The organism is Pararhizobium mangrovi, from assembly GCF_006516965.1.
Taxonomy (GTDB): Bacteria; Pseudomonadota; Alphaproteobacteria; order Rhizobiales; family Rhizobiaceae; genus Pararhizobium_B; species Pararhizobium_B mangrovi.
In genome coordinates, this window is the sequence record NZ_VHLH01000008.1 from 112,630 (window position 1) to 134,230 (window position 21,601).

Sequence of the window (21,601 nt, forward strand, 5' to 3'; positions counted from 1 at the left end):
AGCGGAGAGGCTCAGCGTGCCCGTTCGAGTGCTCGAAGGTTTGGATCATCGATGAACGGCGACTTGAAAGAGACGGTATCGACGGAACTGGCGGCAGAGATGCCGCCGGCGGTCATTGCTTTTGCCGCGCATCTCGCCGAAACCGCGCGCCGGCCACCGGTCGCCGTCCTCTTCTACGGTTCGTCCGTGCGCACCGGCGATCTGACCGGACTGCTCGACTTCTACGTCGTCGTCGAACGGCTCGCCGACTGGCGGGAAGGCCGGCTCCGCCGCGCGGCAAACCGGATCCTGCCGCCGAACGTCGAGTATCACGAGTTGATGCATGCGGATGGTCCGCTGAAGGCGAAGGTGGCGATCCTTGCCGAGGACCAGTTCGAAGCGCTGGCACGCGGTCGCGGACTGGACAGTTCCGTCTGGGTGCGCTTTTGCCAGCCGGTCGCGGCACCATGGTGCCGTGACGCTTCCGACCGGGACCGAATGGCCGATACGGTCGCCGGCGCGATATCGACCGCGGCCGGCTTCGCCGCCGGGCTCGGGCCAGAGACGGGGGATCCCGCGGATTTCTGGCAGGCGCTCTTTCGCCGAACCTACGCCTCGGAACTGCGCGTCGAGGGGGCGGCACGCAGCGGCTCGATCGTCGCGTTCGCGCCGGCACGCTACCGTGCCGTCCTGGCGCCCGCACTCACGCTTGCCGGCATACCGGTCGAGGAAACCGGAGGCGGCGAGATCCGCCCGGGACTGTCACGCCGCGAGCGGCAGCGGTTCGAGCGCGCATGGCGGTGGCGACGTCTGGCCGCCAAGCCGCTCAATCTTGCCCGCCTCGCCAAGGCCGCCTTCACGTTTCGTGGCGGGGCGGACTACATCGTCTGGAAGATCGCTCGCCATTCAGGCGAGGAAATCCGCCTTACGCCGTGGCAGCGCCGGCACCCGCTGCTCGCGGCCGGGCCGGTTCTTTTGCGTCTTTGGCGTCGCGGCGTCTTGCGCTGAGCTCGGTGACCTTGCTCGGCAGAAGACCGAGCTCGCGGCCGACCTCGCTCATCACGTCAACGGCGAAGGCGATCTGTTCCTCGCTGTGGCTTGCCGAAACGCTGCCGCGCAGGAAGGCCGCCGCGCTCGGCGTCGCCGGCGGCAGGGCGAGGTTCACGTAGAGCCCGCGCTCGAGCAGCATGTTCCAGAAGGCGACCGCCTTGTCGACGTCGCGGATGATGACGGAGACGATGGGCGAGCATTCCGGCCCGACGACGAAGCCGGCGGCGGAAAGACCATGATAGAGCCGTTCGGCGTTGCCGCGCAGGCGCGCGCGCAGTTCCGGCTGTTCGCCGACGATCGTAAGCGCGCGGCTCGTGGAAGCGATGATCGCCGGGGGCAGGGAAGCGGTGAACATATACGGGCGGCAGGCGATGCGCAGCGTCTCGAAGCCTTCGAGGCTCGATACGCAGAAGCCGCCGACGCTGCCGAGGCTCTTGGAAAAGGTGCCGATGACGAAGTCGACGTCGTTCTCGACGCCGAGTTCTTCGGCCAGCCCACGACCGTTCTCGCCGAGCACACCCATGGAATGGGCCTCGTCGACGATCAGATAGGCGCCGTATCTGCGCTTCAGCTCGCAGATTTCGGCGAGCGGGGCCGAATCGCCGAGCATGGAATAGATGCCCTCGACGACGATGATCTTCTCGCCGGGTTCGTCGGCGAGCCGCGCAAGGCGCTTTTCCAGATCCTTCGGATCGTTGTGACGAAAGCGCACGACGGGCGCATGGCCGAGGCGCGCCCCGTCGTAGATGCTCGCATGGCTGTCGGAATCGATGACCAGATGGTCGTGCTTTCCGGCGAGCGTGGAGAGAATACCGAGATTGGCCTGATAGCCGGTCGAAAAGACCATGCCGTGGCGACGGCCGAAGAAGGCGGCGAGTTCGGCCTCGAGCCGCGCGTGCCCGTCATAGCTGCCATTGGCGATCCGCGAGCCGGTGGTGCCGGTGCCATGGCGCGCGACGGCCTCCATCGAGGCCTGCTTGCCGGCCTCGTCGAAGGTCAGGCCGAGATAGTTGTTGGTGCCGAGGAGCACGGTCCGCTGCCCGTGAAGGATTCCTTCCGTCGCCGAAACGATATCCTCGAAGACCACGGAGAACGGGTCGGCGCCGGCCGCTGTCAGCTTTGCATGGGCGGCGCGCAGGCCATCGAACTTTGAAAACAGGGACATTACTTGCCTTTACGCAGCAGATTCTCGATTGTGTCGGAAAGGTCCCCCAGCGTTTCGACTTCGGCCATTCGGTCGAGAGGAATCGAGACGTCGAAATGGTCCTCTAGTGCCATGCTGAAATTCATCAGGGCAATCGAATCCATGCCGAGGTCGGAGACGAGATCCTTCTCCGACGTCGCGTCCAGAGGTTTGTCGATCACTGATTCGAGTACACTGATGATTTCGCCTGAAATATCACGCGAAACGTCTTCCATCGCACTTCCTCAAGCATGGGGCTTCCCGCCGGAATAACCCGACGAAGAAAAGGCCTGCCGGGACGCGACGCCGCTTGTGTCGGGGACGAACGTCACATTCCTGTAGCATTCAAGATAGCCTATGGTCAAAGCCGTAAACGTTAACGCCATGTTCGAAATCGTTTCTTTTTTTTCTCACCGAACGTTTCACCGCGTTTATTACTTGTGCGTGTGCGGGGTTATCACCGGTAGACGATTGCGTGCCCCCGTGGGTTGGGCGGAAGACGCGGGCGCCTATATGGGGCGGAGAAGGGAACGACGCAAACAAACGGGGCATCGGCAAATGAGGCTGATCATCGCTTGTATGCTGAGCGTCGCGCTCGTTGGACCGAGTGCGGCAGCAGCGAACATTACCGGCCTGTGGAAATCCGAACGCGGCGTGCTCGCCCGCGTCGCGGAATGCGGCGACGCGTTCTGCGTGACGATCGTCAGCGGCAAGTTCCATGGTCGGACCATCGGCCGATTCGACGGCGACAACGGCAGCTACGAGGGCCGAATCACCGATCCGAACACCGACCGCCACTATGCCGGCTCCGCCCGCGTGGAAGGAACGTCGATGATCGTTCGCGGATGCGCGCTCAAGGTGTTCTGCAAGTCGCAGGTCTGGACCAAGCAGTAGCGCGCCCCATCGTTCGGCGCGGTTTCATCGCTCGGTGGCCGGGACGTGGGCCGCCGACGGCAGTTCTGCGTCCCACGTCCTGGGAAACCGCACGAAGATGAGCCGATCCGTCTCCTCGCACCGGTCGTTCGGCGGCCCGTTCGGCGCTTCGCCGGGCTTCGGGGTTCTGGCTGCAAGCGTGCTCGGCTCGGCCATGACCTTCATGGACGGCTCGATCGTCAATGTCGCGCTTCCGGCGATCGGTGCGGATCTTTCCGCGGATGTCGCGGCACTGCAGTGGATTGTCACCGGCTACATGCTGGCGCTCGCCAGCCTCATGCTGATCGGCGGTGCGCTCGGCGACCGGTGGGGCAGCGGTCGCGCCTTCGTCGCCGGCGTCTGCGGTTTCGCTGCCGCTTCCGCACTCTGCGCGCTCGCACCAAGCGCCGTCACGCTCGTTGCCGCGCGGATCGTTCAGGGCATTGCCGCCGCGCTGCTCGTGCCGTCGAGCCTTGCCATCATCGCCGCGACCTTCAAGGGGGCCGCACGCGGACGTGCGATCGGCACGTGGGCGGCGGCAAGCGCGGTCGGCACCGCCATCGGCCCGGTCGTCGGCGGCTGGCTCGTCGACACGGCGAACTGGCGCGCTGTCTTCGCGATCAACCTGCCGCTCGCCATCGCCGCGCTCTTCTTCGCGCGCGGCTTTCCGCCCCTGCCGCGCACGCCCGGCGGCCGGCTCGACTGGCCCGGCGCGGTCACGGGCATGGCCGCGCTCGGCCTCCTCAATTTCGGCCTGATCGCGATCGGCGACGGGCGGTATGCCGTCGGGGCCGCGGCGATCGTGGCAGCGTTCTTCGCCGGCGCGGGGTTCCTGCGATGCGAGCATCGCGCGGCGAACCCGATGATCCCGCTCGACCTCTTCGCCGAACCGGGCTTTGCCGCGATCAACCTCCTGACGGTGCTGCTGTATGCCGGGCTTTCGGCCTGCTTCGTCGTGCTGCCGCTCTCGCTCATCGCCGGCCACGGCTACGATGCCGTCGTGACCGGAACGGCCTTCGTGCCGTTTTCGGTGCTGATGGGCGGCTTCTCGCGGTTTTCGGGCGGGCTCGCCGCGCGCACTGGGCCGCGCCTGCCGCTCGTCCTCGGGCCTGCAACGGCGGCGGCCGGCTTCCTGCTGCTTGCCTTCAGCGTTGCCGGTGGTGCCTACTGGCTCGATTATTTCCCCGGCATCGTCGCCGTCGGCATCGGCATGACGATCACCGTTCCCGTGCTTACGACCGCCGTTCTCGATGCCGTCGCCGACACGCGCACCGGCACGGCTTCCAGCATCAACAACGTGGCTGCGCGGGCAGGCGGCCTGGTCGCCATCGCCGCGATCGGGCTCGCCTTCGGCGGTCGGCCCGGTGCGATCGGCGATCCGGACCTGATCATCCTCGCGACGCGCCGCGTGCTCTTCGCCGCCGCCGCGATCGCCGCGCTTTCCGCGGTGACGGCACTGGCCCTCGCGCCGAGGAGGAACGACGCGGCGTAGCTTCGCACGCGTCTCGCGATGCTTGGCCTCTGGCGATTTCGGGTGAACCGGATGGTGGGCGTGCCTGGGATTGAACCAGGGACCCCTTCGATGTCAACGAAGTGCTCTCCCGCTGAGCTACACGCCCATCCGACGGCGCGGCTTTAATCACAAAGACATGAAGCCCGTCAAGCGCCGGTCGACCGAATTCGACGGCACCGACCTTAAACCGACCTAAGCGGCCTGGAGAACCTTGTGGACCTCGTTCACGAGATCGCGCAGGTGGAAGGGCTTGGAAAGGATCTTGGCGTCCTTGGGTGCCTGCGAATCGGGGTTCAGCGCGACGGCTGCGAATCCGGTGATGAACATCACCTTCAGGTCCGGGTCGAGTTCGCTCGCCCGCCGCGCCAGCTCGATGCCGTCCATCTCCGGCATGACGATGTCGGTCAGAAGCAGCGAGAAAGGCTGCTCGCGCAACGCATCGTAGGCGCTCGCGCCGTTGTCGTGGGCGGTCACGTCGTATCCGGCGCGTTCGAGCGCCTTCACCAGGAACCGACGCATGTCCTCGTCGTCTTCGGCAAGAAGGATGTTCATGAAACTGCCCCAAGAGCTCCCAAAGCCGCGCTCGGTGCACCTCTCGCACAGCCGGCGCCTGAGAACCACCTATCCATTCTTGGTCAATACTTCCTTAACGCGGGGTCGCGCAAGCTTTTCGAATGCCGGCGCTGCCGGAGCGCGTGGCGCCGCGCCGAATGTATCGTGCCCGCAGGACCGTGCGGGCCCGTAGCGAGGCCGAACGGTGCGGTCACGACACGGTTACCACACGGGCCGTTTCGCAGAAAGCTGTCGGCGCGGCACCGTGCCGGCTTGTCTTGTCGCCCGGCATGCGCAATCTCTGTAAAATCGACGGGCATGGGGTGCGTGATGGACGAAATCGGCGATTTCTTCGGCGTAAAGCCGTTCGAGCTTGCCCGTCCGGCACGCCAGTGCGTGCCTTTCGTCTTCAATTCGCCCCATAGCGGGCGGGTCTATCCTGCCGGTTTTCTGGAGCAGGCTCGTCTCGATGCGCGCACCATTCGCCGTTCGGAGGACTATTTCGTCGACGAGTTGTTCGCTTCGGTCGTCTCCTGCGGTGCGCCCCTGCTTTCGGCCAACTTCCCGCGGGCCTATCTCGACGTCAATCGCGAACCCTACGAACTCGACCCGCGCATGTTCGACGGGCGGCTGCCTTCCTTCGCGAACGTTTCCTCGCTCCGCGTGGCCGGCGGGCTCGGCACCGTCCCGCGCGTCGTTGCCGAAAGCATGGAGATCTATCGCCGGCGGCTGCCGGTCGAGGAAGCGCTGCGCCGCGTCGAAACGCTCTACCGGCCCTACCACGAGACGCTGCGCGGCCTGGTCCTGGAAAGCCGAACGGCTTTCGGCCATGCGGTGCTCGTCGATTGTCATTCCATGCCGGCGAGCGTGCGTGCACCGGGCGGAACGGGCCGGCCGGACTTCATCGTCGGCGACCGCTTCGGCACCAGTGCAGCACCTGAACTCACACGCACCGCGGTGCTGCTTCTGAAGGGCATGGGGTATGCCGTCACGCAGAACAAACCCTATGCCGGGGGCTTCATCACCGAGCATTACGGCCGGCCGAACCGCGGGATCCACGCCCTGCAGATCGAGATCAATCGCGGGCTCTACGTCGACGAGGCGACCTTGCGGCGCAAGGCCGGTTTCGCGGCACTCGCCGACGATCTCGGCCGGTTCTGCCGCGCACTGACGCAGATCGGCCTCGATGCGCCGGACGCTCCGCCGCTCGCCGCCGAATGAGCGGCGGACTGCAATCTGCGCAGAAAAAAAACCGCGCCCGAAGGCGCGGCAAGTCTAGGGAGGAAACGCCCAAGGAGGGCCACGCGGCACCAGACCGCGTACCGTTATCCTGCGTGCGCGCAGCTTCCCTGTCAACAGAAAATGCTTACAATTTTTGCATGCTCAAAAATTTGCCAACGGGTGCGCCGATTGTGCATGCGGAGCCTTGAATCGAAGCGTTTCGATCGTGCGTACATTCATTCGAACGGAGACCGATAGTGTCAGCCGACTTCGCTTTTCTCGAAGAACTCGCCGAGGCTGCCGCGCGCGAGACGCTTTCGCGCTTTCGCCAGCCGATCGACGTCGCGAACAAGGAGACGGGCGGCTTCGATCCGGTCACGGAAGCCGACCGAGCGGCCGAAACGGCAATCCGCGACCTGATCGGCGAGCGCTTTCCCGAAGACGGCATTCTCGGCGAGGAACACGGTTCCGCCTCCGCCGACAGCGCGCGCCTGTGGGTCATCGATCCGATCGACGGCACGCGCGCCTTCATCTCCGGCCTTCCGGTATGGGGCACGCTCGTCGGCCTCTACGAAGACGGTCGTGCCGTGCTCGGCATGATGGACCAGCCCTTTACCGGCGAGCGGTTTCTCGCTGGCGGGGAGGGTGCGGTGCTGCGCACGGCCTCGGGCGAGCGGCCGCTTGCCGTGCGCGACTGCGAAACGCTTTCCCGCGCGACACTCTTCACCACTTCGCCGAAACTGCACACGGGGGCGAACGCCGAGCGCTACGAGCGGCTCGAGCAGGTCGTGCGCCTGCCGCGCTATGGCTGCGACTGCTATGCCTTCGCGCTGCTTGCCGCCGGCCACGTCGATCTCGTCGTCGAATCGGGGCTGAAGCCTTACGACATCGCCGGTCTCATTCCGCTCGTCGAGCGTGCGGGCGGCGTGGTGACGACGTGGACCGGCGGACGACCGGAACAGGGCGGTGATATCGTCGCTGCCGGTAGCGCGGCCGTTCACGAGGCGGCTCTCGCCGTGCTCGGCGACTGATTCGTTCGTCCGATCGGCCTGTCGCCGTTTGCAGAGGCCTTCAGTCGGCGTCCGTCTCCGCCGCATGGAGCATCGAAGGACGATCCGATGTCGCCTTGCCGGCGAAGAAGGTCTCGATGGCGGCCAGGGCCTGGGCGCGGTAGAGATCGCGTTCCTGCAGGATTTCGTGCCGGGCACCGTCGATCGCCATCAGATGGCCGGCGCGGAAGCGCTCGTCCATCGCTTCGAGCGCGGTTGCCGGCACGATCGTGTCACGCGTGGCGGCGAGCACGAGGGTCGGCACGGAGATGCGGGTCAGGAACGCCTGCTGGTTCACGGTATCCATCGCGCCCATCGTTTCCGCAAGCCAGCGTACGGTCGGGCGCCCGAGTGCAAGGCCCGAATGCTGCGTGACGATAGCGCGGTTGCGTTCGAAACGGGCCCGATCGCTGGTCAGCCCGTTGCCTTCGAAAGGAGGGGCGACGGGACGTGTCCCGACCGCCCGGGTGCCGAACCCGGCAAGGTTGGCAAGTCGCAACAGCGCGGCGAGGCGCCGTGCCGCGGAGCGCCGGCGGGCAAGCGCCACGAATGGCGCGCAAAGCACCATCCGCTCGATCGTTCCGCCGAGTTCCGGCGCCGCGGCAAGCGCGATGAGGCCGCCGGTGGAATGGCCGATGAGGTAGAGGGGGCGCGGCGCCCACGGTTCGACGATGGTTTCGAGAAAACTCCGCAGATCGCCGACGTAATCGGAGAAACGCCGAACGTGGCCTTCGCTGCGGCCATTCACGAGGCGACCCGAATCACCCTGGCCGCGCCAGTCGAACGTCGCAACGGCAAAACCGAGCGCGTCGAGGTCGCGTACCGTTTCGAAATACTTTTCGATGCATTCGTTGCGGCCGTGAAGCAGGACGACGGTGCCGCACGGGTTCTGGCCGCCGTGCGAAAAGAGGGCGTAGCGCAGGCTGGTGCCGTCGACGCCTTCGAAGCGTCCGGCACGCGCGGTCTCCGGAATGGGATTTCCGGCGGTGGCGTAGAGCGTCGCGTCCATGGTCGTCCGGTCTGCCGTGATCGTCGAGGGAAGAGTGCCTCGATCGTCTTAAGGTTCCGTGGCGCGCGAATCCACCAACCTGCGAACAAGGAAATGAGGTCGGAAACCTACCCGCCAGCCCCGACGAATGGCAGGTCTCCGACCTCGGCGGCCAGAGAGGAAGGGACGTTGCACTCCAGCCGATCAGGAAATTGCTTCCCCAATGCTGGCCAATCTAGAGGGTGCCGTCTGAACGCGATCCGAACCGACCATTCATAATCTGTTCATCTGAAAATTCGGCGGATCGTCGCCTTCGCCATGCGCGATGCGGGACCGAAGAGTGCGCGTTTTTGGCGAGCCGAACAAAATATCCGAAAGGGGATTGACACGGGCTTGAACGCTTCGAAACGGCCCACCATCTACCGTCTTGCAGGCGCCGAAAGGGTCTGCCGACCGCACGACGGGCTCGCCGAGACGGGAGCCTTCGGTCGATCCAGGAACCAGTCGCTCTTCAGGAGGACATCATGCGTCACGTCGACTTTTCCCCCCTTTATCGCTCCACGGTCGGTTTCGATCGTCTCTTCACCATGCTCGACAGCCTTGCCCAGCCGGATCAGGCGCAGGGCCAGAGCTATCCGCCCTACAACATCGAACGTACCGGCGAGAACGCCTATCGCATCACGATGGCCGTTGCCGGCTTCGGCGAGGACGAGCTTTCGATCGAGGCCCGCGAGCATATCCTGACCGTCACCGCCGAGAAGGCGTACGAGGATGGTAGCGAGCAGAACGAGATGCTGTATCGCGGCATCGCCAAGCGCGCCTTCGAGCGCCGCTTCCAGCTTGCCGAACACGTCGAGGTCAAGGGCGCTTCGCTGAAGAACGGCCTTCTGCACATCGATCTCGTCCGCGAGATCCCGGAAGCCATGAAGCCGCGCAAGATCGCCATTTCGGACACGTCCGAGGTCGAGGCGACGCAGATCGAGGCGCACACCGCCTGATTTCGCACGATCGTATGGACATCAAGACGGCGCCCGTTCGGGCGCCGTTTTCGTTTGTGCGATGTATAAACCTGAAAGAATCTAGCCGAGGCTTTCGAGCAGACGATCGACGTCGCCTTCGGAGGAGGCGAAGCTCGTGACCATGCGGGCCATCATTTCGTCCTCGCCGATTTCGCTTCGAACTGCGCGTGGCGGCATCCAGTCCATGACGACGGCGCCGGCGGTACGAAGGGAATCGACCCTTGCCTTTTCGATGATCGGAAAGAGCTCGTTGGTCTGCGTTTCCCAGCCGAGGCGGGCATGGTCGCTCGCCGCGATGCCGGCGCGCAACCGGTCGGCCATGGCGTTTGAATGGCGGGCGAGATCGAGCCAGAGGTCGTCCTCGAAATAGGCGTCGAACTGCGCCGCGACGAACCGGCTCTTGGAAAAGAGCTGCGCCGCCCGCTTGCGGATGAACGGCACGTCGCGCGCCATCTCCGGGTTCATGAAGACGAGTGCCTCGGCGCACCAGCAGCCGTTCTTCGTGCCGCCGAAAGAAACGATATCGACCCCGCGCTTCCACGTCATTTCGGCCGGAGAAAGGCCGAGATGAACGAGCGCGTTGGCAAAGCGCGCACCGTCCATATGCAGCGGCAGGCCGTAGCGCTTGGCGATGCCGGCGATGCGTTCGATATCCTCCGGCGCGTAGACCGTTCCGACCTCGGTCGGTTGCGTCATCGTGATGGCCATCGGCTGGCCGGTATGCACCACGCCCGGCGCGAAGCGCGCCACTTCGGCCTCCAGGGCGTCGGTGTCCATCCGGCCCGCCGCACCGTCGATCGGTACGAGGCGCGCGCCGTTGGTGAAGAATTCCGGCGCACCGCATTCGTCCTCGATGACGTGCGCCTCCGAGTGGCAGAAACTGACGCCGCCGGGCCGATTGACGCTGGCGAGTGCCAGCGAATTGGCGGCCGTTCCGGTGCCGACGAAGAATACGGCGACCTCGCGTTCGAAGAGGGTGTTGAAGCGCTCCTCGATCTTTCGGTCGAGATCGCTCGTGCCGTAGGCTGCGGCGAAGCCGCCGGCATGGCGGGCAAGCGCCTCGCCGATCGCGGGATGGGCGCCGGCCCAGTTGTCGGAAGCAAAGATCATGGTACCTCGGTCTCGCTCTTTATTCGCGCAGACGACGATCCGATGGGATGATCCGCGGACCGCGGCGGGAGTTGCCCTCGGCTTATCCCCGTTGCCGCACCGCGGCAAGGCATGCCGGCCGCGGTTCGCGGGCGCGGCAAGTTTGCGTTGGCCAGGGTCGCTTCGTCGTGCGAAAATTGCGCGAAAGGGCGGCGCAACGAAAGATAGAGGCTCTAACGCGATTTTGCTGCTTGTGGACGGCTTGCGTATTCGCAGGTTTTCTGGCAATAGAAGGCCTCGATAGGACAGGAATGCTGTCCTAATTCGGCGTTTTGCGGTCGGAGACCTGCTTTAGTCCGACAAGCGCCCTATACTGGGTGGAGTTTCCGCGGGAAGGACGAAGTGACTCGCGTGAGGAAGCGCCGTCGATCGGGCGGTCCGGCGGACTGCCGATGCTTCGTTACGCCGGGGCCGACGCTTCGTTACGCCGGGAACGCGTCACGACGCGGGCATACCGCTCGAAGATCCGGCCATGCGGTGACGGCCGTCCTTCCGCCCATCGGGGAGGAAGGGGAAAAGCCGACCCCGGACAAGCCCGAATGGCTGCCGGTCGCGAGGAAGGAGACAGGGACGATGACGCATCATACGCCATCCAGAGCCAAGGCCGAGGCCTCGACGACCGCGTCCGCGCGCAAACCGCAGCGCGCGGCGGGCGCATCCGCCCTGCCGCCTCGCCAGGGCATGTACGATCCGCGCAAGGAGCACGATGCCTGCGGCGTCGGCTTCGTCGCGCAGATGAAGAACGTCGCCTCGCACCAGATCGTGCGCGACGGGTTGGCGATGCTCGAAAACCTCACCCATCGCGGCGCCGTCGGCTCCGATCCGTTGATGGGCGACGGTGCCGGCCTGCTCGTCCAGATCCCGCATCGCTTCTTTGCCGAAGAGATGGAAAAGCAGGGCGTGTCGCTGCCGGAACCCGGCAAGTACGGCGTCGGCCATATCTTCATGCCGCAGGATGCCGAACAGCGCGCGCATATCGAAGAGGTCGTCGCCGAGGTGGTGGCGGAACAGGGCGAGACGCTTCTCGGCTTCCGCGACGTGCCGACGGACAACGCCTCCCTTTCGAACGCGGCGGACGTCGCAGCGACGGAGCCGGTGCACCGGCAGGTCTTCATCGGCCGCGATCCAGCGATCCTCACCGACGCCGATTACGAGCGCAAGCTCTTCCTCATCCGCAAGGTGATTTCCGGGCGCATCTACGAGGAAGCCGGAACCGACGACAATGGCTTCTACATCGTCTCGATGTCGGCGCAGACGATCGTCTACAAGGGCATGTTTCTCGCCTACCAGCTGGGCGCCTACTACCCGGACCTGACCGACGAGCGCTTCGAGTCCGCGCTCTGCCTCGTGCACCAGCGCTTCTCGACCAACACGTTCCCCTCGTGGAAGCTCGCGCACCCCTATCGCATGGTCGCCCATAACGGCGAGATCAACACGCTTCAGGGCAACACGAACTGGATGGCCGCGCGCCAGGCGGCCGTTTCCTCGCCGCTCTTCGGATCCGACATCTCCAAGCTCTGGCCGATCTCCTATCCCGGCCAGTCGGATACCGCGTGCTTCGACAACGCGCTCGAGTTCCTGGTGCAGGGCGGCTATTCGATGCCGCACGCCATGATGATGCTCATTCCCGAAGCGTGGTCGGGCAACAACCTCATGTCGCCCGCGCGCAAGGCCTTCTACGAGTACCATGCTGCCCTGATGGAGCCGTGGGACGGGCCGGCGGCGGTGACCTTCACCGACGGCGTGCAGATCGGCGCGACGCTCGACCGCAACGGGCTTCGACCCGCGCGCTACGTCGTCACCGACGACGACCGCGTGATCATGGCTTCGGAAGCCGGCGTGCTGCCGGTGAAGGAAGAGACGATCGTCCAGAAGTGGCGCCTCCAGCCCGGCCGCATGCTCCTGATCGACCTCAAGAAGGGCCGGATCGTTTCCGACGAGGAGATCAAGTCCGAGCTTGCCAACGAGCATCCTTATGCGGAGTGGCTGAAGCGCACGCAGCTGATCCTCGAGGAGCTCTCGCCGGTGGAGCCGCGCGCGTTGCGGCGCGACGTCTCGCTGCTCGATCGCCAGCAGGCCTTCGGCTACACGCGCGAGGACACCAAGTTCCTGATGGCGCCGATGGCGACGACCGGGCAGGAAGCGATCGGCTCGATGGGGACGGACACGCCGATCTCGGCGATGTCGTCCAAGGCGAAGCTTCTCTACACCTATTTCAAGCAGAACTTCGCGCAGGTTACCAATCCGCCGATCGATCCGATCCGCGAGGAACTGGTGATGAGCCTCGTCTCCTTCATCGGTCCGCGTCCGAACATCCTCGATCACAAGGGTGCGGCGCGCAAGAAGCGGCTCGAGGTGCGCCAGCCGATCCTCACCAATGCCGATCTCGAAAAGATCCGTTCGATCGGTCACGCGGAGGACCGCTTCGACACCAAGACGCTCGACTGCACCTTCGAGGCGAGCGAGGGCGAAGAGGGCTTCGCCCCTGCGCTCGAGCGGCTTTGCGCACGTGCCGAAGAGGCGGTGACGAGCGGCTACAACATCATCATCCTTTCCGACCGCCAGCTCGGGCCCGACCGGATCGCGCTTCCCGCGCTGCTCGCGGTCGCGGCCGTCCATCACCACCTCATCCGCCGTGGTCTGCGCACCTCGGTCGGTCTCGTGATCGAGACGGGCGAACCGCGCGAAGTGCATCACTTCGCCTGTCTTGCGGGCTTCGGTGCCGAGGCGATCAACCCCTACCTCGCCTTCGACACGCTGCAGGACATGCACCGCAAGGGCGATTTCCCGCCCGAGGTGGACCAGAACGAAGTGGTCACGCGCTACATCAAGGCGATCGGCAAGGGGCTTCTCAAGGTCATGTCCAAGATGGGCATCTCGACCTACCAGTCCTATTGCGGCGCGCAGATCTTCGACGCGATCGGCCTTTCGTCGTCCTTCGTCGAGCAGTTCTTCACCGGTACGGATACCCGCATCGAAGGGGTGGGGCTGGCCGAGATCGCGCGCGAGACCTGCGAGCGGCACGCCGAAGCTTTCGGTGCAGACCCGACCCTTGCCTCCACACTTTCGATCGGCGGGGAATACGCCTATCGCGTGCGCGGCGAAAAGCACGCCTGGACGCCGGACGCCGTCGCTTCCCTGCAGCACGCCGTGCGCGGCAATTCACGAGACCGCTACCGCGAGTTCTCGCAGCAGATGAACGCCGACGCGCACCGCTACAACACGATCCGCGGACTCTTCACCATCAAGTCCGCGGAACAGAGCGGACGCGCACCGGTTCCGGTCGACGAGGTCGAGCCGGCTGCCGAGATCGTCAAGCGTTTCTCGACGGGAGCGATGTCCTTCGGCTCGATTTCCCGCGAGGCGCATACGACGCTCGCACGCGCCATGAACGCGATCGGCGGCAAGTCGAACACGGGCGAGGGCGGCGAGGAGCCGGACCGATTCCTGCCGCTCTTCAACGGGGCCGCCAACCCGGAGCGCTCGGCGATCAAGCAGATCGCGAGTGGCCGCTTCGGCGTGACGACGGAATATCTCGTCAATTCCGACATGATGCAGATCAAGGTCGCCCAAGGGGCCAAGCCCGGCGAGGGCGGCCAGTTGCCCGGCCACAAGGTCGACGCGACGATCGCCAAGGTGCGCCATTCGACGCCCGGCGTCGGCCTGATCTCGCCGCCGCCCCACCACGACATCTACTCGATCGAGGATCTGGCGCAGCTGATCTACGACCTGAAGAACGTCAATCCGGCGGGCGACGTCTCCGTGAAGCTCGTCTCGGAGGTCGGTTGCGGCACGGTCGCCGCCGGCGTGGCGAAGGCTCGGGCCGACTATATCACCATCGCCGGCTATGACGGCGGCACCGGTGCCTCGCCGCTGACCTCGCTGAAGCATGCCGGCAGCCCTTGGGAGATGGGGCTCGCGGAGACGCACCAGACGCTCGTGCTGAACGGTTTGCGCTCGCGCATCGCGCTGCAGGTCGACGGTGGGCTTCGCACTGGCCGCGACGTCATGATCGGCGCACTGCTGGGCGCCGACGAGTTCGGCTTCTCGACGGCTCCGCTGATCGCGGCCGGCTGCATCATGATGCGCAAGTGCCATCTGAACACCTGTCCGGTGGGCGTGGCGACGCAGGATCCGGTGCTGCGCAAGCGCTTCAAGGGCGCGCCCGAGCATGTCGTGAACTACTTCTTCTTCGTCGCCGAGGAAGTGCGCGAACTGCTCGCCGAGATGGGCTACCGCAGCCTCAACGAGGTGATCGGCCAGTCCGACCTTCTCGCCAAGGACGAACTCATCGACCACTGGAAGGCCAAGGGTCTCGACTTCACGGGCGTCTTCTACAAGCCGGACGCGCCGAAGGAAGCGACCTACTGGACGCAACGCCAGAAGCATCCGATCGACGATATTCTCGATCGGGAGCTGATCGAAAAGGCCATGCCGGCGCTCGAAAACAAGGAGCCGGTCGCCTTCGAGGTGCCGATCCAGAACGTCAACCGTTCGGTCGGAGCGATGCTTTCCGGCGAGCTCGTCAAGCGCTACGGCCACAAGGGGCTGAAGGAGGATACGATTGCCGTGACCCTAAAGGGCACGGCCGGCCAGTCCTTTGGTGCCTTTCTGGCGCACGGCGTGTCGTTCACGCTCTTCGGCGACGGCAACGACTATGTCGGCAAGGGCCTTTCGGGCGGGCGTATCGTCGTTCGACCGCCGGCGGGCAGCCGCATCAAGCCCGAGAATGCGATCGCCGTCGGCAACACGGTGCTTTACGGCGCGATCGAAGGCGAATGCTACTTCCGCGGCGTCGCCGGCGAACGTTTCGCCGTGCGCAACTCCGGGGCAGTCGCCGTTGTCGAGGGTGTCGGCGACCACGGCTGCGAATACATGACGGGCGGCATCGTCGTCGTGCTCGGCGGCACGGGCCGCAACTTCGCGGCCGGCATGTCCGGCGGCGTCGCCTACGTGCTCGACGAGGATCAGACCTTCACGACCCGGTGCAACATGGCGATGGTCGATCTGGAGCCGGTGCCGGAGGAGGACGACATCCTCGAAAAGCTGCACCATCACGGCGGCGACCTCATGCACAAGGGCCGCGTCGACGTCTCTGGCGACATGACCCGCCACGACGAGGAGCGCCTTTTCCAGCTCATCACCAACCATCTGCACTTCACGGAGTCCGACCGCGCCCGGGAAATCATCGACAACTGGGCCGACTACCGGCCGAAGTTCCGCAAGGTGATGCCGGTCGAATACCGCCGGGCACTGGAGGAGATGGAGCGCATGCGCATGGGTGTGGCTGCGGAGTGAGGTTGGTTCCTGTTTATGCTATGGCTTAGCGGGCTTGGAGATGTTCGATGAACGAGTTTCATGCTGGCGTTCTGCGCAGGACCATAAGGGTCGCCCATGATGCCGATGGCCAGACGCTACATATTCCGAAGGACTGGGCGTTTTCCGAAGACGAGGTCGATTTGATCCGCAACGAAGATGGCTCCCTAAGGGTCGAAGGTCGTCGAGCGCGGCGGACGCCGAAGGAACTGGTAGAATGGCTGCGTTCCCAACCACCGATCGAAGAAGACTTTCCGGAAATCGAGGATCTTCCGCCTGAGCCGGTCGATCTCGATCCGAAGGAATGAGGTTTCATCTCGACACAAACATCGTATCCCACGTGATGAAGTTCCCGGATGGCGCGGCAGCAAAGCGAGTGAGCGAACTCGATACGTCGATGTTGAGCGTCAGTTCGATCGTTGCCGCGGAGCTTCGCTTCGGCGCCATGAAGAAGGGTTCGCAACGGCTCGCTCTTCTAGTTGAAGAGATACTGACCGATCTGAACGTCTTGCCGTGGGATCAACCGGCCGACGTCCATTACGCCCGACTGCGCACCGAACTGGAACGTGCCGGCCTGCCAATCGGCCAGAACGACATGCTGATCGCAGCCCATGCGCTTGCCATGGATGCCACGCTGGTCACGGACAACGAACGTGAATTTGCCCGGGTGACGGGCTTGAAGACGGAGAACTGGTTGCAATCCTAACGGAGGACCGCAACCGCTTCGGGAGAGAAACGATGGCAGACATGATCCTCTACGGCTTCGACGGCAGCACCTATGTGCGCACCGTCAGGATGCTTCTCGCGGCAAAGGGCGCCGAATACGAGCAGGTACCGGTGAACGTGCTGAAGGGCGAGCCCAGGCAGCCCGAGCACCTGGAGCGCAACCCCTTCGGCAAGGTGCCGGTCCTCGATGTCGACGGAATGCGCCTTATCGAGACGAACGCGATCGCGCGGTATCTGAACGATACGCTTTCCGGACCGTCCTTCGTGCCGCAGGACGCGAAGGACCGCGCGCGCATGGACATGACGATCGGTATCGTCGACTCCTATGCCTACGGTGCGCTGCTCGGCGGTCTTCTGAACTACCATCTCTTTGCCGAGTCCGAGGAAGACAAGGACGAGGACGCCCGCAAGCAGGGGATCGACGACCTTCGGCTCTCGCTGCGCGAAATCATGAAGCTGCGTGGCGACGATCCATGGATCGCCGGTGATGCGATGTCGCTCGCCGACCTTTATCTCGCGCCGCTTTGCTTTTATGTCGAGCAGACGCCGGACAAGGAGACGGTCCTCGACGTACCGGGTCTTGCGGATTGGTGGCAGCGCATGAAGCGCGAGGCGATCTATACGCAGACCGAGCCCGATCTCGGCTGATCCGGGGTACGGACGAGACAACGACGAACGGACGAAGGCCAGTGCGGCATACGCTGCCCGGCCGTCAACGGAACGGAACACGCATGGGCAAGGTAACGGGCTTTCTCGAGATCGACCGGCAGACGGCAAAGTATCAGCCGGCCTCCGACCGCATCCGGCATTTCAAGGAATTCACCATTCCGATGTCGGACCAGGAAGTGCAGAAGCAGGCCGCGCGCTGCATGGATTGCGGCATCCCGTACTGTCACGGGCCGACGGGGTGTCCGATCCATAACCAGATTCCGGACTGGAACGACCTCGTCTATGCGGACGATTGGGAAGAGGCGATCCGCAATCTGCACTCGACCAACAATTTTCCCGAGTTCACTGGCCGCATCTGTCCCGCCCCGTGCGAGGAAGCCTGCACGCTGAACCTCGAGGATACGCCCGTCGCCATCAAGACGATCGAGCAGGCGATCGCCGACAAGGCCTACGAGCTCGGCTTCGTGACGCCGCAGCCGCCGACCTTCAAGACCGGCAAGACCGTCGCGGTCATCGGCTCAGGCCCGGCCGGCATGTCCGCGGCTCAGCAGCTCGGCCGCGCCGGCCACGACGTCCACGTCTACGAGCGCGAGAGCAAGATTGGCGGGCTGCTGCGCTTCGGCATTCCCGACTTCAAGATGGAGAAATACTTCATCGATCGTCGCGTCGCGCAGATGGAAGGCGAGGGCGTCACCTTCTTCGCCGGCGTCAATATCGGCGTCGACAAGACGATGGACGAACTCTTCGCCGAATACGACGCCGTCATCTATTGCGGCGGCTCGGAGACGCCGCGCGATTCGGGTATCCCGGGCACGGATCTTGCCGGTGTCCACGACGCGATGCCCTTCCTCGTGCAGCAGAACAAGCAGGTCGCACGCGAGAACGTGCCGGCGACGGCATGGTCGTCCGACCCCGTCAACGCCGGCGGCAAGCACATCGTGGTCGTTGGCGGTGGCGATACGGCTTCGGACTGCGTCGGCACGGCGTTTCGCCAAGGAGCCGTGCGCGTCACGCAGCTCGACATCCGCCCCCGTCCGCCGGAGAGGGAAGACAAGCTCGCCGTGTGGCCCTACTGGGCGACGAAGATGCGTACGTCTTCCTCGCAGGCCGAGGGCGTGGATCGGGAATTCCAGGTCGGCACGCTCGAATTCGTCGGCGAGGACGGCAGGCTGACCGGCGTGAAATGTTGCGAGGTCGACGAGAAGCGCAAGCCGGTCGAGGGCACGGAGTTCGTCATCAAGGCCGATCTCGCCTTCATCGCCATCGGCTTCCGCGGACCGTTCGGGGACAGCGTCGTCGCCGATCTCGGCGACAGGCTGAAGATTGGCGTCGATCGCCGCGGGGCGACTTTCGTCGAGGCCAACGACGCCGACTATCGGACCTCCGTCGACAAGCTATGGACCGCCGGCGACGTGCGTCGCGGCCAGTCGCTCGTCGTCTGGGCGATCCGGGAAGGGCGCCAGGTCGCCAATGCCGTGGACACGGCGTTGACCGGAAGCACGACGCTGCCGCGGTAACGAAGACGAGCCAAGGCTCTTGGTGGGTACGGCTTCACCTGGAGCGCCGGCGCCGGCGTTCCTCCGCGGTTCGGCTACTGGCTGGCCTGCGTCATTTCGGACGGTTCCTTCGCGTCCGCGGAGACCTTGCGCATGGGGCGGCCCGACTTTCCGGCCTTTCCGATTGCCTGAAATGTCGACGGATCGCGTGGATGGGGTCCGCTGTCGCCCGCCTTGGGCGCCGCATTCTGCACGGTCTTTTCCTGTTCGGGCTTCTTCGCGCGCTCGCCGAGCGGCCAGCGGAAATCGTCGGCCCGACCCATGGGCGGTGTCCCGGTCTTTCCATCGCGAACGAGCATGGCGCGCGGCGAATTATCGTCGACCGGCAGTGGTTTCGCGCCGAGAAGGGACGAGGCGCCGTCGAGATCGGGATTGGTCAGGCTGATCGGTTCGGTCTGCTTGACTTCCTGCGGTTTCGAAACCCGGAGCGAGCCGAGATCCGGCAGGTCGTCGCCGGAAAGCTTGGCGACATCCTCGCTGGCCGAGTCGCCGAGTAGGCGCCGGGCGGGCTTTTCCACGTAGAAGGCGAGCTTGCGCTTGCCGGCGCGCGTCAGGTTGATGCCGTCGGAGCCGCGCAGGCGCACCTGCTGGCCGTTAATGTCCGGTCCGGTATAGACGAAGTTTCCGTCCTCGTCGGTAAAGCCGTCCCATGTGTCGACGAAGGTGCCGCCGGTCTTGCTCGCCACCGAACGGAAGATGCTGTCGAAGGCGAGCATGTCGGCCGACATCGCCGGGGACTTGAAGGCGGGCACGCCTGCCCAAAGCAGCGGGATGTCCCGTTTGGTGACGGCGTTGGCAAGTGCAGTCGCGCGGTCGGTATAGGCCGCGGTCCAGGCGTCCGAGCGCACGGGCGCGCTCTTTCCGTCGATACGCAGGTCCTGCCGGTCGTTGGCGCCGATCTCGACGACCACGATCGAAGGCTTCGTTTCGTCGAGGATGGAACCGATCTGGCCGGGCCAGTCGTAATAGTCGTCGCGAACGAGACCGGAGGAACCCTTGGAGCGGTCGACGATCTCGACGCCCGGCGACTTCTCGAAAGCCTCGCTCAGCCCGTCGGCAAGGCCGCTCGCCATGAAATCGCCGACGACGAGGATCGTCAGGGCGTTGTCGACCTTCTCGACCTTCGGCTCGGGCGGCGGAGCAGGCTTGCTCGCCCGGTGCGGGGAAGAATGGGACGAAGAGGGGGAAGGGGCCGAACGCGGACTGGAACGCTGGCGCGGTGCCTTGGGTGCCGGCGGATGGCGCTGCAGGTTTTCGGAACGCTGGTGGTTGCCGAAGATCACGTCGAGGATGGAACGCGCCGCGGCGGGTGTCGGTGCCACGAATGCGAATGCGAGAATCACGAGAAGACCGGCCGCGACAGGACGGCCGATGCGCTTCTTCCTATCTTTCCGATGTCCGTGCATCGCTCGCACCCGTTGTTGCAGGTGCTGCGGCGCAAGCCTAGCGTCGCAGCGCTTCGAGCACCTTGTGGGACGGTTCACCGTCGGCGGTCAAGCCGTTCTGTTCCTGGAAGGCGGCGATCGCCGCGCGCGAACCGGAACCCAGATTGCCGTCGATGTCGCCCGCGTAGTAGCCGAGCGATTTCAGCCGCGTCTGGATCTCGAATTTCTGGCTTACGTCCAGCGATCCGGCCGGTCGCGGCCAGGACTGGTCCACGCCGCCGTAGCCGGCGATGCGGTCTGCAAGGAGGCCGACGGCGAGTGCGTAATAGTCGGACTGGTTGTAGTGCTTGATGACGTAGAAGTTGCGCGCCATCAGGAAGACCGGCCCGTCGGACCCGCCAGGCATCTTCAGCACCGCGTCCCTGCCCGGAACGGGAAAGCCCTTGCCGTCGGGCCGCGTGAAGCCGAGGGCGGCCCACTGGCGAAGCGTCTTTTCCTGGCCCTTGTAGCGCGCGCCGCCGGAAGGCAGCACCGCTTCGTAACCCCATGTCTGACCCGTGCGCCAGCCGTTCTTGTGCAACAGATTGGCCGAACTCGCCAGCGTGTCGGCGACCGAGCGCCAGATGTCCCGCCGGCCGTCGCCATCGGCGTCCACGGCGTAGATGTCATAGCTCGTCGGGATGAACTGGGTCTGTCCCATGGCACCTGCCCACGATCCGAACATGCCGTTCGGCTCCACATCGCCGTTCTGCAGGATCTTCAATGCGGAAATGAGCTGCTGGCGCGCGTATTTCGCGCGGGACTTGTCGTAATAGGCAAGCGTCGCGAGCGCGCGGGGCACATAATGCAGGCGGCTCGGATCCTGAAGGACGGCGCCGTAATTGGATTCCATCGACCAGATGGCGAGAAGCACGCTGCGGTCGACGCCGTAACGCTGCTCGATCGCCGCAAGCGTCGAGGCGTAGCGTTTGCCCATGCGGCGGCCGTTTTCGACCGTGAAGGCGTTCACGTGGGAGTCGAGATAATCCCAGATCTTGGTCGTGAATTCGGGCTGGTTGTGCGCTTTTTCGAGCGTTTCGCGATCCGGCGAATTGACGCCGGAAAAGGCCTTCCGGTAGGTGCTGCGCGTTACGCCATAGCGTGCGGCCACCGAATAGAAGTTGGAAATCCAGTCGGTAAAGCCCGATTGCGCGTCTGCCGGGGCGGGCGCAATCGCGCAGGCGACGACCGCTGCGGCCAGCATGCCGCGCAGCGCCACCTTCGAACCCGGAATGGAACCCTTTCTCGCCTTCATCGCTTACCTCCGCGCCTGATATGCACGATCACGGCGGTTC

Annotated in this window: 18 protein-coding genes and 1 tRNA gene; 11 read left to right on the top strand and 8 right to left on the bottom strand. The window is 64.9% G+C overall.

Going from position 1 to position 21,601, the window contains the following annotated elements; all coding sequences use genetic code 11:
- Nucleotides 1-51: 51 nt before the first annotated feature.
- Complete coding sequence (locus FJU11_RS06670; protein ID WP_141166251.1) at nucleotides 52-987, top strand: hypothetical protein; 936 nt, start codon at nucleotides 52-54, stop codon at nucleotides 985-987.
- Here the strand turns inward: FJU11_RS06670 and spt are convergent.
- Nucleotides 905-2,194, bottom strand: coding sequence for a serine palmitoyltransferase (gene spt / locus FJU11_RS06675; RefSeq protein ID WP_141166252.1), 1,290 nt, complete (start codon nucleotides 2,192-2,194; stop codon nucleotides 905-907). The genes FJU11_RS06670 and spt overlap by 83 nt on opposite strands.
- Nucleotides 2,194-2,448 (bottom strand): acyl carrier protein, encoded by a 255-nt coding sequence (locus FJU11_RS06680; RefSeq protein ID WP_141166253.1) that lies wholly within the window; start codon nucleotides 2,446-2,448, stop codon nucleotides 2,194-2,196. The genes spt and FJU11_RS06680 overlap by 1 nt, the downstream gene beginning before the upstream one ends.
- Before the next feature lie 322 nt (nucleotides 2,449-2,770).
- Between FJU11_RS06680 and FJU11_RS06685 the strand changes: the two genes are divergently transcribed.
- Both FJU11_RS06685 and FJU11_RS06690 read left to right on the top strand, forming a co-directional pair.
- Nucleotides 2,771-3,106 carry a DUF2147 domain-containing protein gene (locus tag FJU11_RS06685; protein WP_141166254.1) on the top strand — a complete coding sequence of 112 codons (336 nt, stop codon included), beginning with the start codon at nucleotides 2,771-2,773 and terminating at the stop codon, nucleotides 3,104-3,106.
- Between the two features lie 97 nt (nucleotides 3,107-3,203).
- Nucleotides 3,204-4,616, top strand: a complete 1,413-nt coding sequence (locus FJU11_RS06690) for an MFS transporter (RefSeq protein WP_141166255.1) — start codon at nucleotides 3,204-3,206, stop codon at nucleotides 4,614-4,616.
- A gap of 52 nt (nucleotides 4,617-4,668) precedes the next feature.
- Here FJU11_RS06690 and FJU11_RS06695 read toward each other — a convergent pair.
- Nucleotides 4,669-4,743: transfer RNA gene (locus tag FJU11_RS06695), tRNA-Val, on the bottom strand.
- Between the two features lie 86 nt (nucleotides 4,744-4,829).
- Complete coding sequence (cpdR, locus tag FJU11_RS06700; protein ID WP_141166256.1) at nucleotides 4,830-5,189, bottom strand: cell cycle two-component system response regulator CpdR; 360 nt, start codon at nucleotides 5,187-5,189, stop codon at nucleotides 4,830-4,832.
- A gap of 330 nt (nucleotides 5,190-5,519) precedes the next feature.
- Here cpdR and FJU11_RS06705 point away from each other — a divergent pair, with 330 nt between their 5' ends.
- Both FJU11_RS06705 and hisN read left to right on the top strand, forming a co-directional pair.
- The gene (locus tag FJU11_RS06705) at nucleotides 5,520-6,410 is read left to right on the top strand and encodes an N-formylglutamate amidohydrolase (RefSeq protein WP_141166257.1); all 891 of its coding nucleotides are present in this window, start codon (nucleotides 5,520-5,522) and stop codon (nucleotides 6,408-6,410) included.
- A 257-nt stretch (nucleotides 6,411-6,667) separates the two neighbouring features.
- The gene (hisN, locus tag FJU11_RS06710; protein ID WP_141166258.1) at nucleotides 6,668-7,441 is read left to right on the top strand and encodes a histidinol-phosphatase; all 774 of its coding nucleotides are present in this window, start codon (nucleotides 6,668-6,670) and stop codon (nucleotides 7,439-7,441) included.
- Between the two features lie 40 nt (nucleotides 7,442-7,481).
- Here the strand turns inward: hisN and FJU11_RS06715 are convergent, their stop codons facing one another.
- Entirely contained in the window at nucleotides 7,482-8,468 is a 987-nt protein-coding gene (locus FJU11_RS06715) for an alpha/beta fold hydrolase (protein WP_141166259.1), read from the bottom strand.
- A 503-nt stretch (nucleotides 8,469-8,971) separates the two neighbouring features.
- Between FJU11_RS06715 and FJU11_RS06720 the strand changes: the two genes are divergently transcribed.
- Nucleotides 8,972-9,445, top strand: a complete 474-nt coding sequence (locus FJU11_RS06720) for an Hsp20 family protein (RefSeq protein WP_141166260.1) — start codon at nucleotides 8,972-8,974, stop codon at nucleotides 9,443-9,445.
- 81 nt (nucleotides 9,446-9,526) lie between these two features.
- Here the strand turns inward: FJU11_RS06720 and FJU11_RS06725 are convergent, their stop codons facing one another.
- On the bottom strand, nucleotides 9,527-10,576 hold the full coding sequence (locus tag FJU11_RS06725; protein ID WP_141166261.1) for a threonine aldolase family protein: 1,050 nt from the start codon (nucleotides 10,574-10,576) through the stop codon (nucleotides 9,527-9,529).
- Nucleotides 10,577-11,188: 612 nt separating this feature from the next.
- On the opposite strand from FJU11_RS06725, the gene gltB reads away from it, so the two are divergent.
- The 5 genes from gltB (at nucleotide 11,189) to FJU11_RS06750 (ending at nucleotide 18,843) form a co-directional block, all read left to right on the top strand.
- Nucleotides 11,189-15,913, top strand: a complete 4,725-nt coding sequence (gene gltB / locus FJU11_RS06730; RefSeq protein ID WP_141166262.1) for a glutamate synthase large subunit — start codon at nucleotides 11,189-11,191, stop codon at nucleotides 15,911-15,913.
- A 47-nt stretch (nucleotides 15,914-15,960) separates the two neighbouring features.
- The gene (locus tag FJU11_RS06735) at nucleotides 15,961-16,239 is read left to right on the top strand and encodes an AbrB/MazE/SpoVT family DNA-binding domain-containing protein (protein ID WP_141166263.1); all 279 of its coding nucleotides are present in this window, start codon (nucleotides 15,961-15,963) and stop codon (nucleotides 16,237-16,239) included.
- Nucleotides 16,236-16,637: a type II toxin-antitoxin system VapC family toxin gene (locus tag FJU11_RS06740; RefSeq protein ID WP_141166264.1), complete on the top strand. Its 402-nt coding sequence runs from the start codon at nucleotides 16,236-16,238 to the stop codon at nucleotides 16,635-16,637. The genes FJU11_RS06735 and FJU11_RS06740 overlap by 4 nt, the downstream gene beginning before the upstream one ends.
- 32 nt (nucleotides 16,638-16,669) lie before the next feature.
- Entirely contained in the window at nucleotides 16,670-17,305 is a 636-nt protein-coding gene (locus FJU11_RS06745) for a glutathione S-transferase family protein (RefSeq protein ID WP_141166265.1), read from the top strand.
- Between the two features lie 83 nt (nucleotides 17,306-17,388).
- Nucleotides 17,389-18,843: a glutamate synthase subunit beta gene (locus tag FJU11_RS06750; protein ID WP_141166266.1), complete on the top strand. Its 1,455-nt coding sequence runs from the start codon at nucleotides 17,389-17,391 to the stop codon at nucleotides 18,841-18,843.
- A gap of 74 nt (nucleotides 18,844-18,917) precedes the next feature.
- On the opposite strand, the gene FJU11_RS06755 is transcribed toward FJU11_RS06750, so the two are convergent.
- Together FJU11_RS06755 and FJU11_RS06760 are read right to left on the bottom strand one after the other, a co-directional pair.
- On the bottom strand, nucleotides 18,918-20,204 hold the full coding sequence (locus FJU11_RS06755) for an SGNH/GDSL hydrolase family protein (protein WP_181408076.1): 1,287 nt from the start codon (nucleotides 20,202-20,204) through the stop codon (nucleotides 18,918-18,920).
- A 121-nt stretch (nucleotides 20,205-20,325) separates the two neighbouring features.
- Complete coding sequence (locus FJU11_RS06760; RefSeq protein WP_141166268.1) at nucleotides 20,326-21,561, bottom strand: lytic murein transglycosylase; 1,236 nt, start codon at nucleotides 21,559-21,561, stop codon at nucleotides 20,326-20,328.
- Nucleotides 21,562-21,601: the final 40 nt, after the last annotated feature.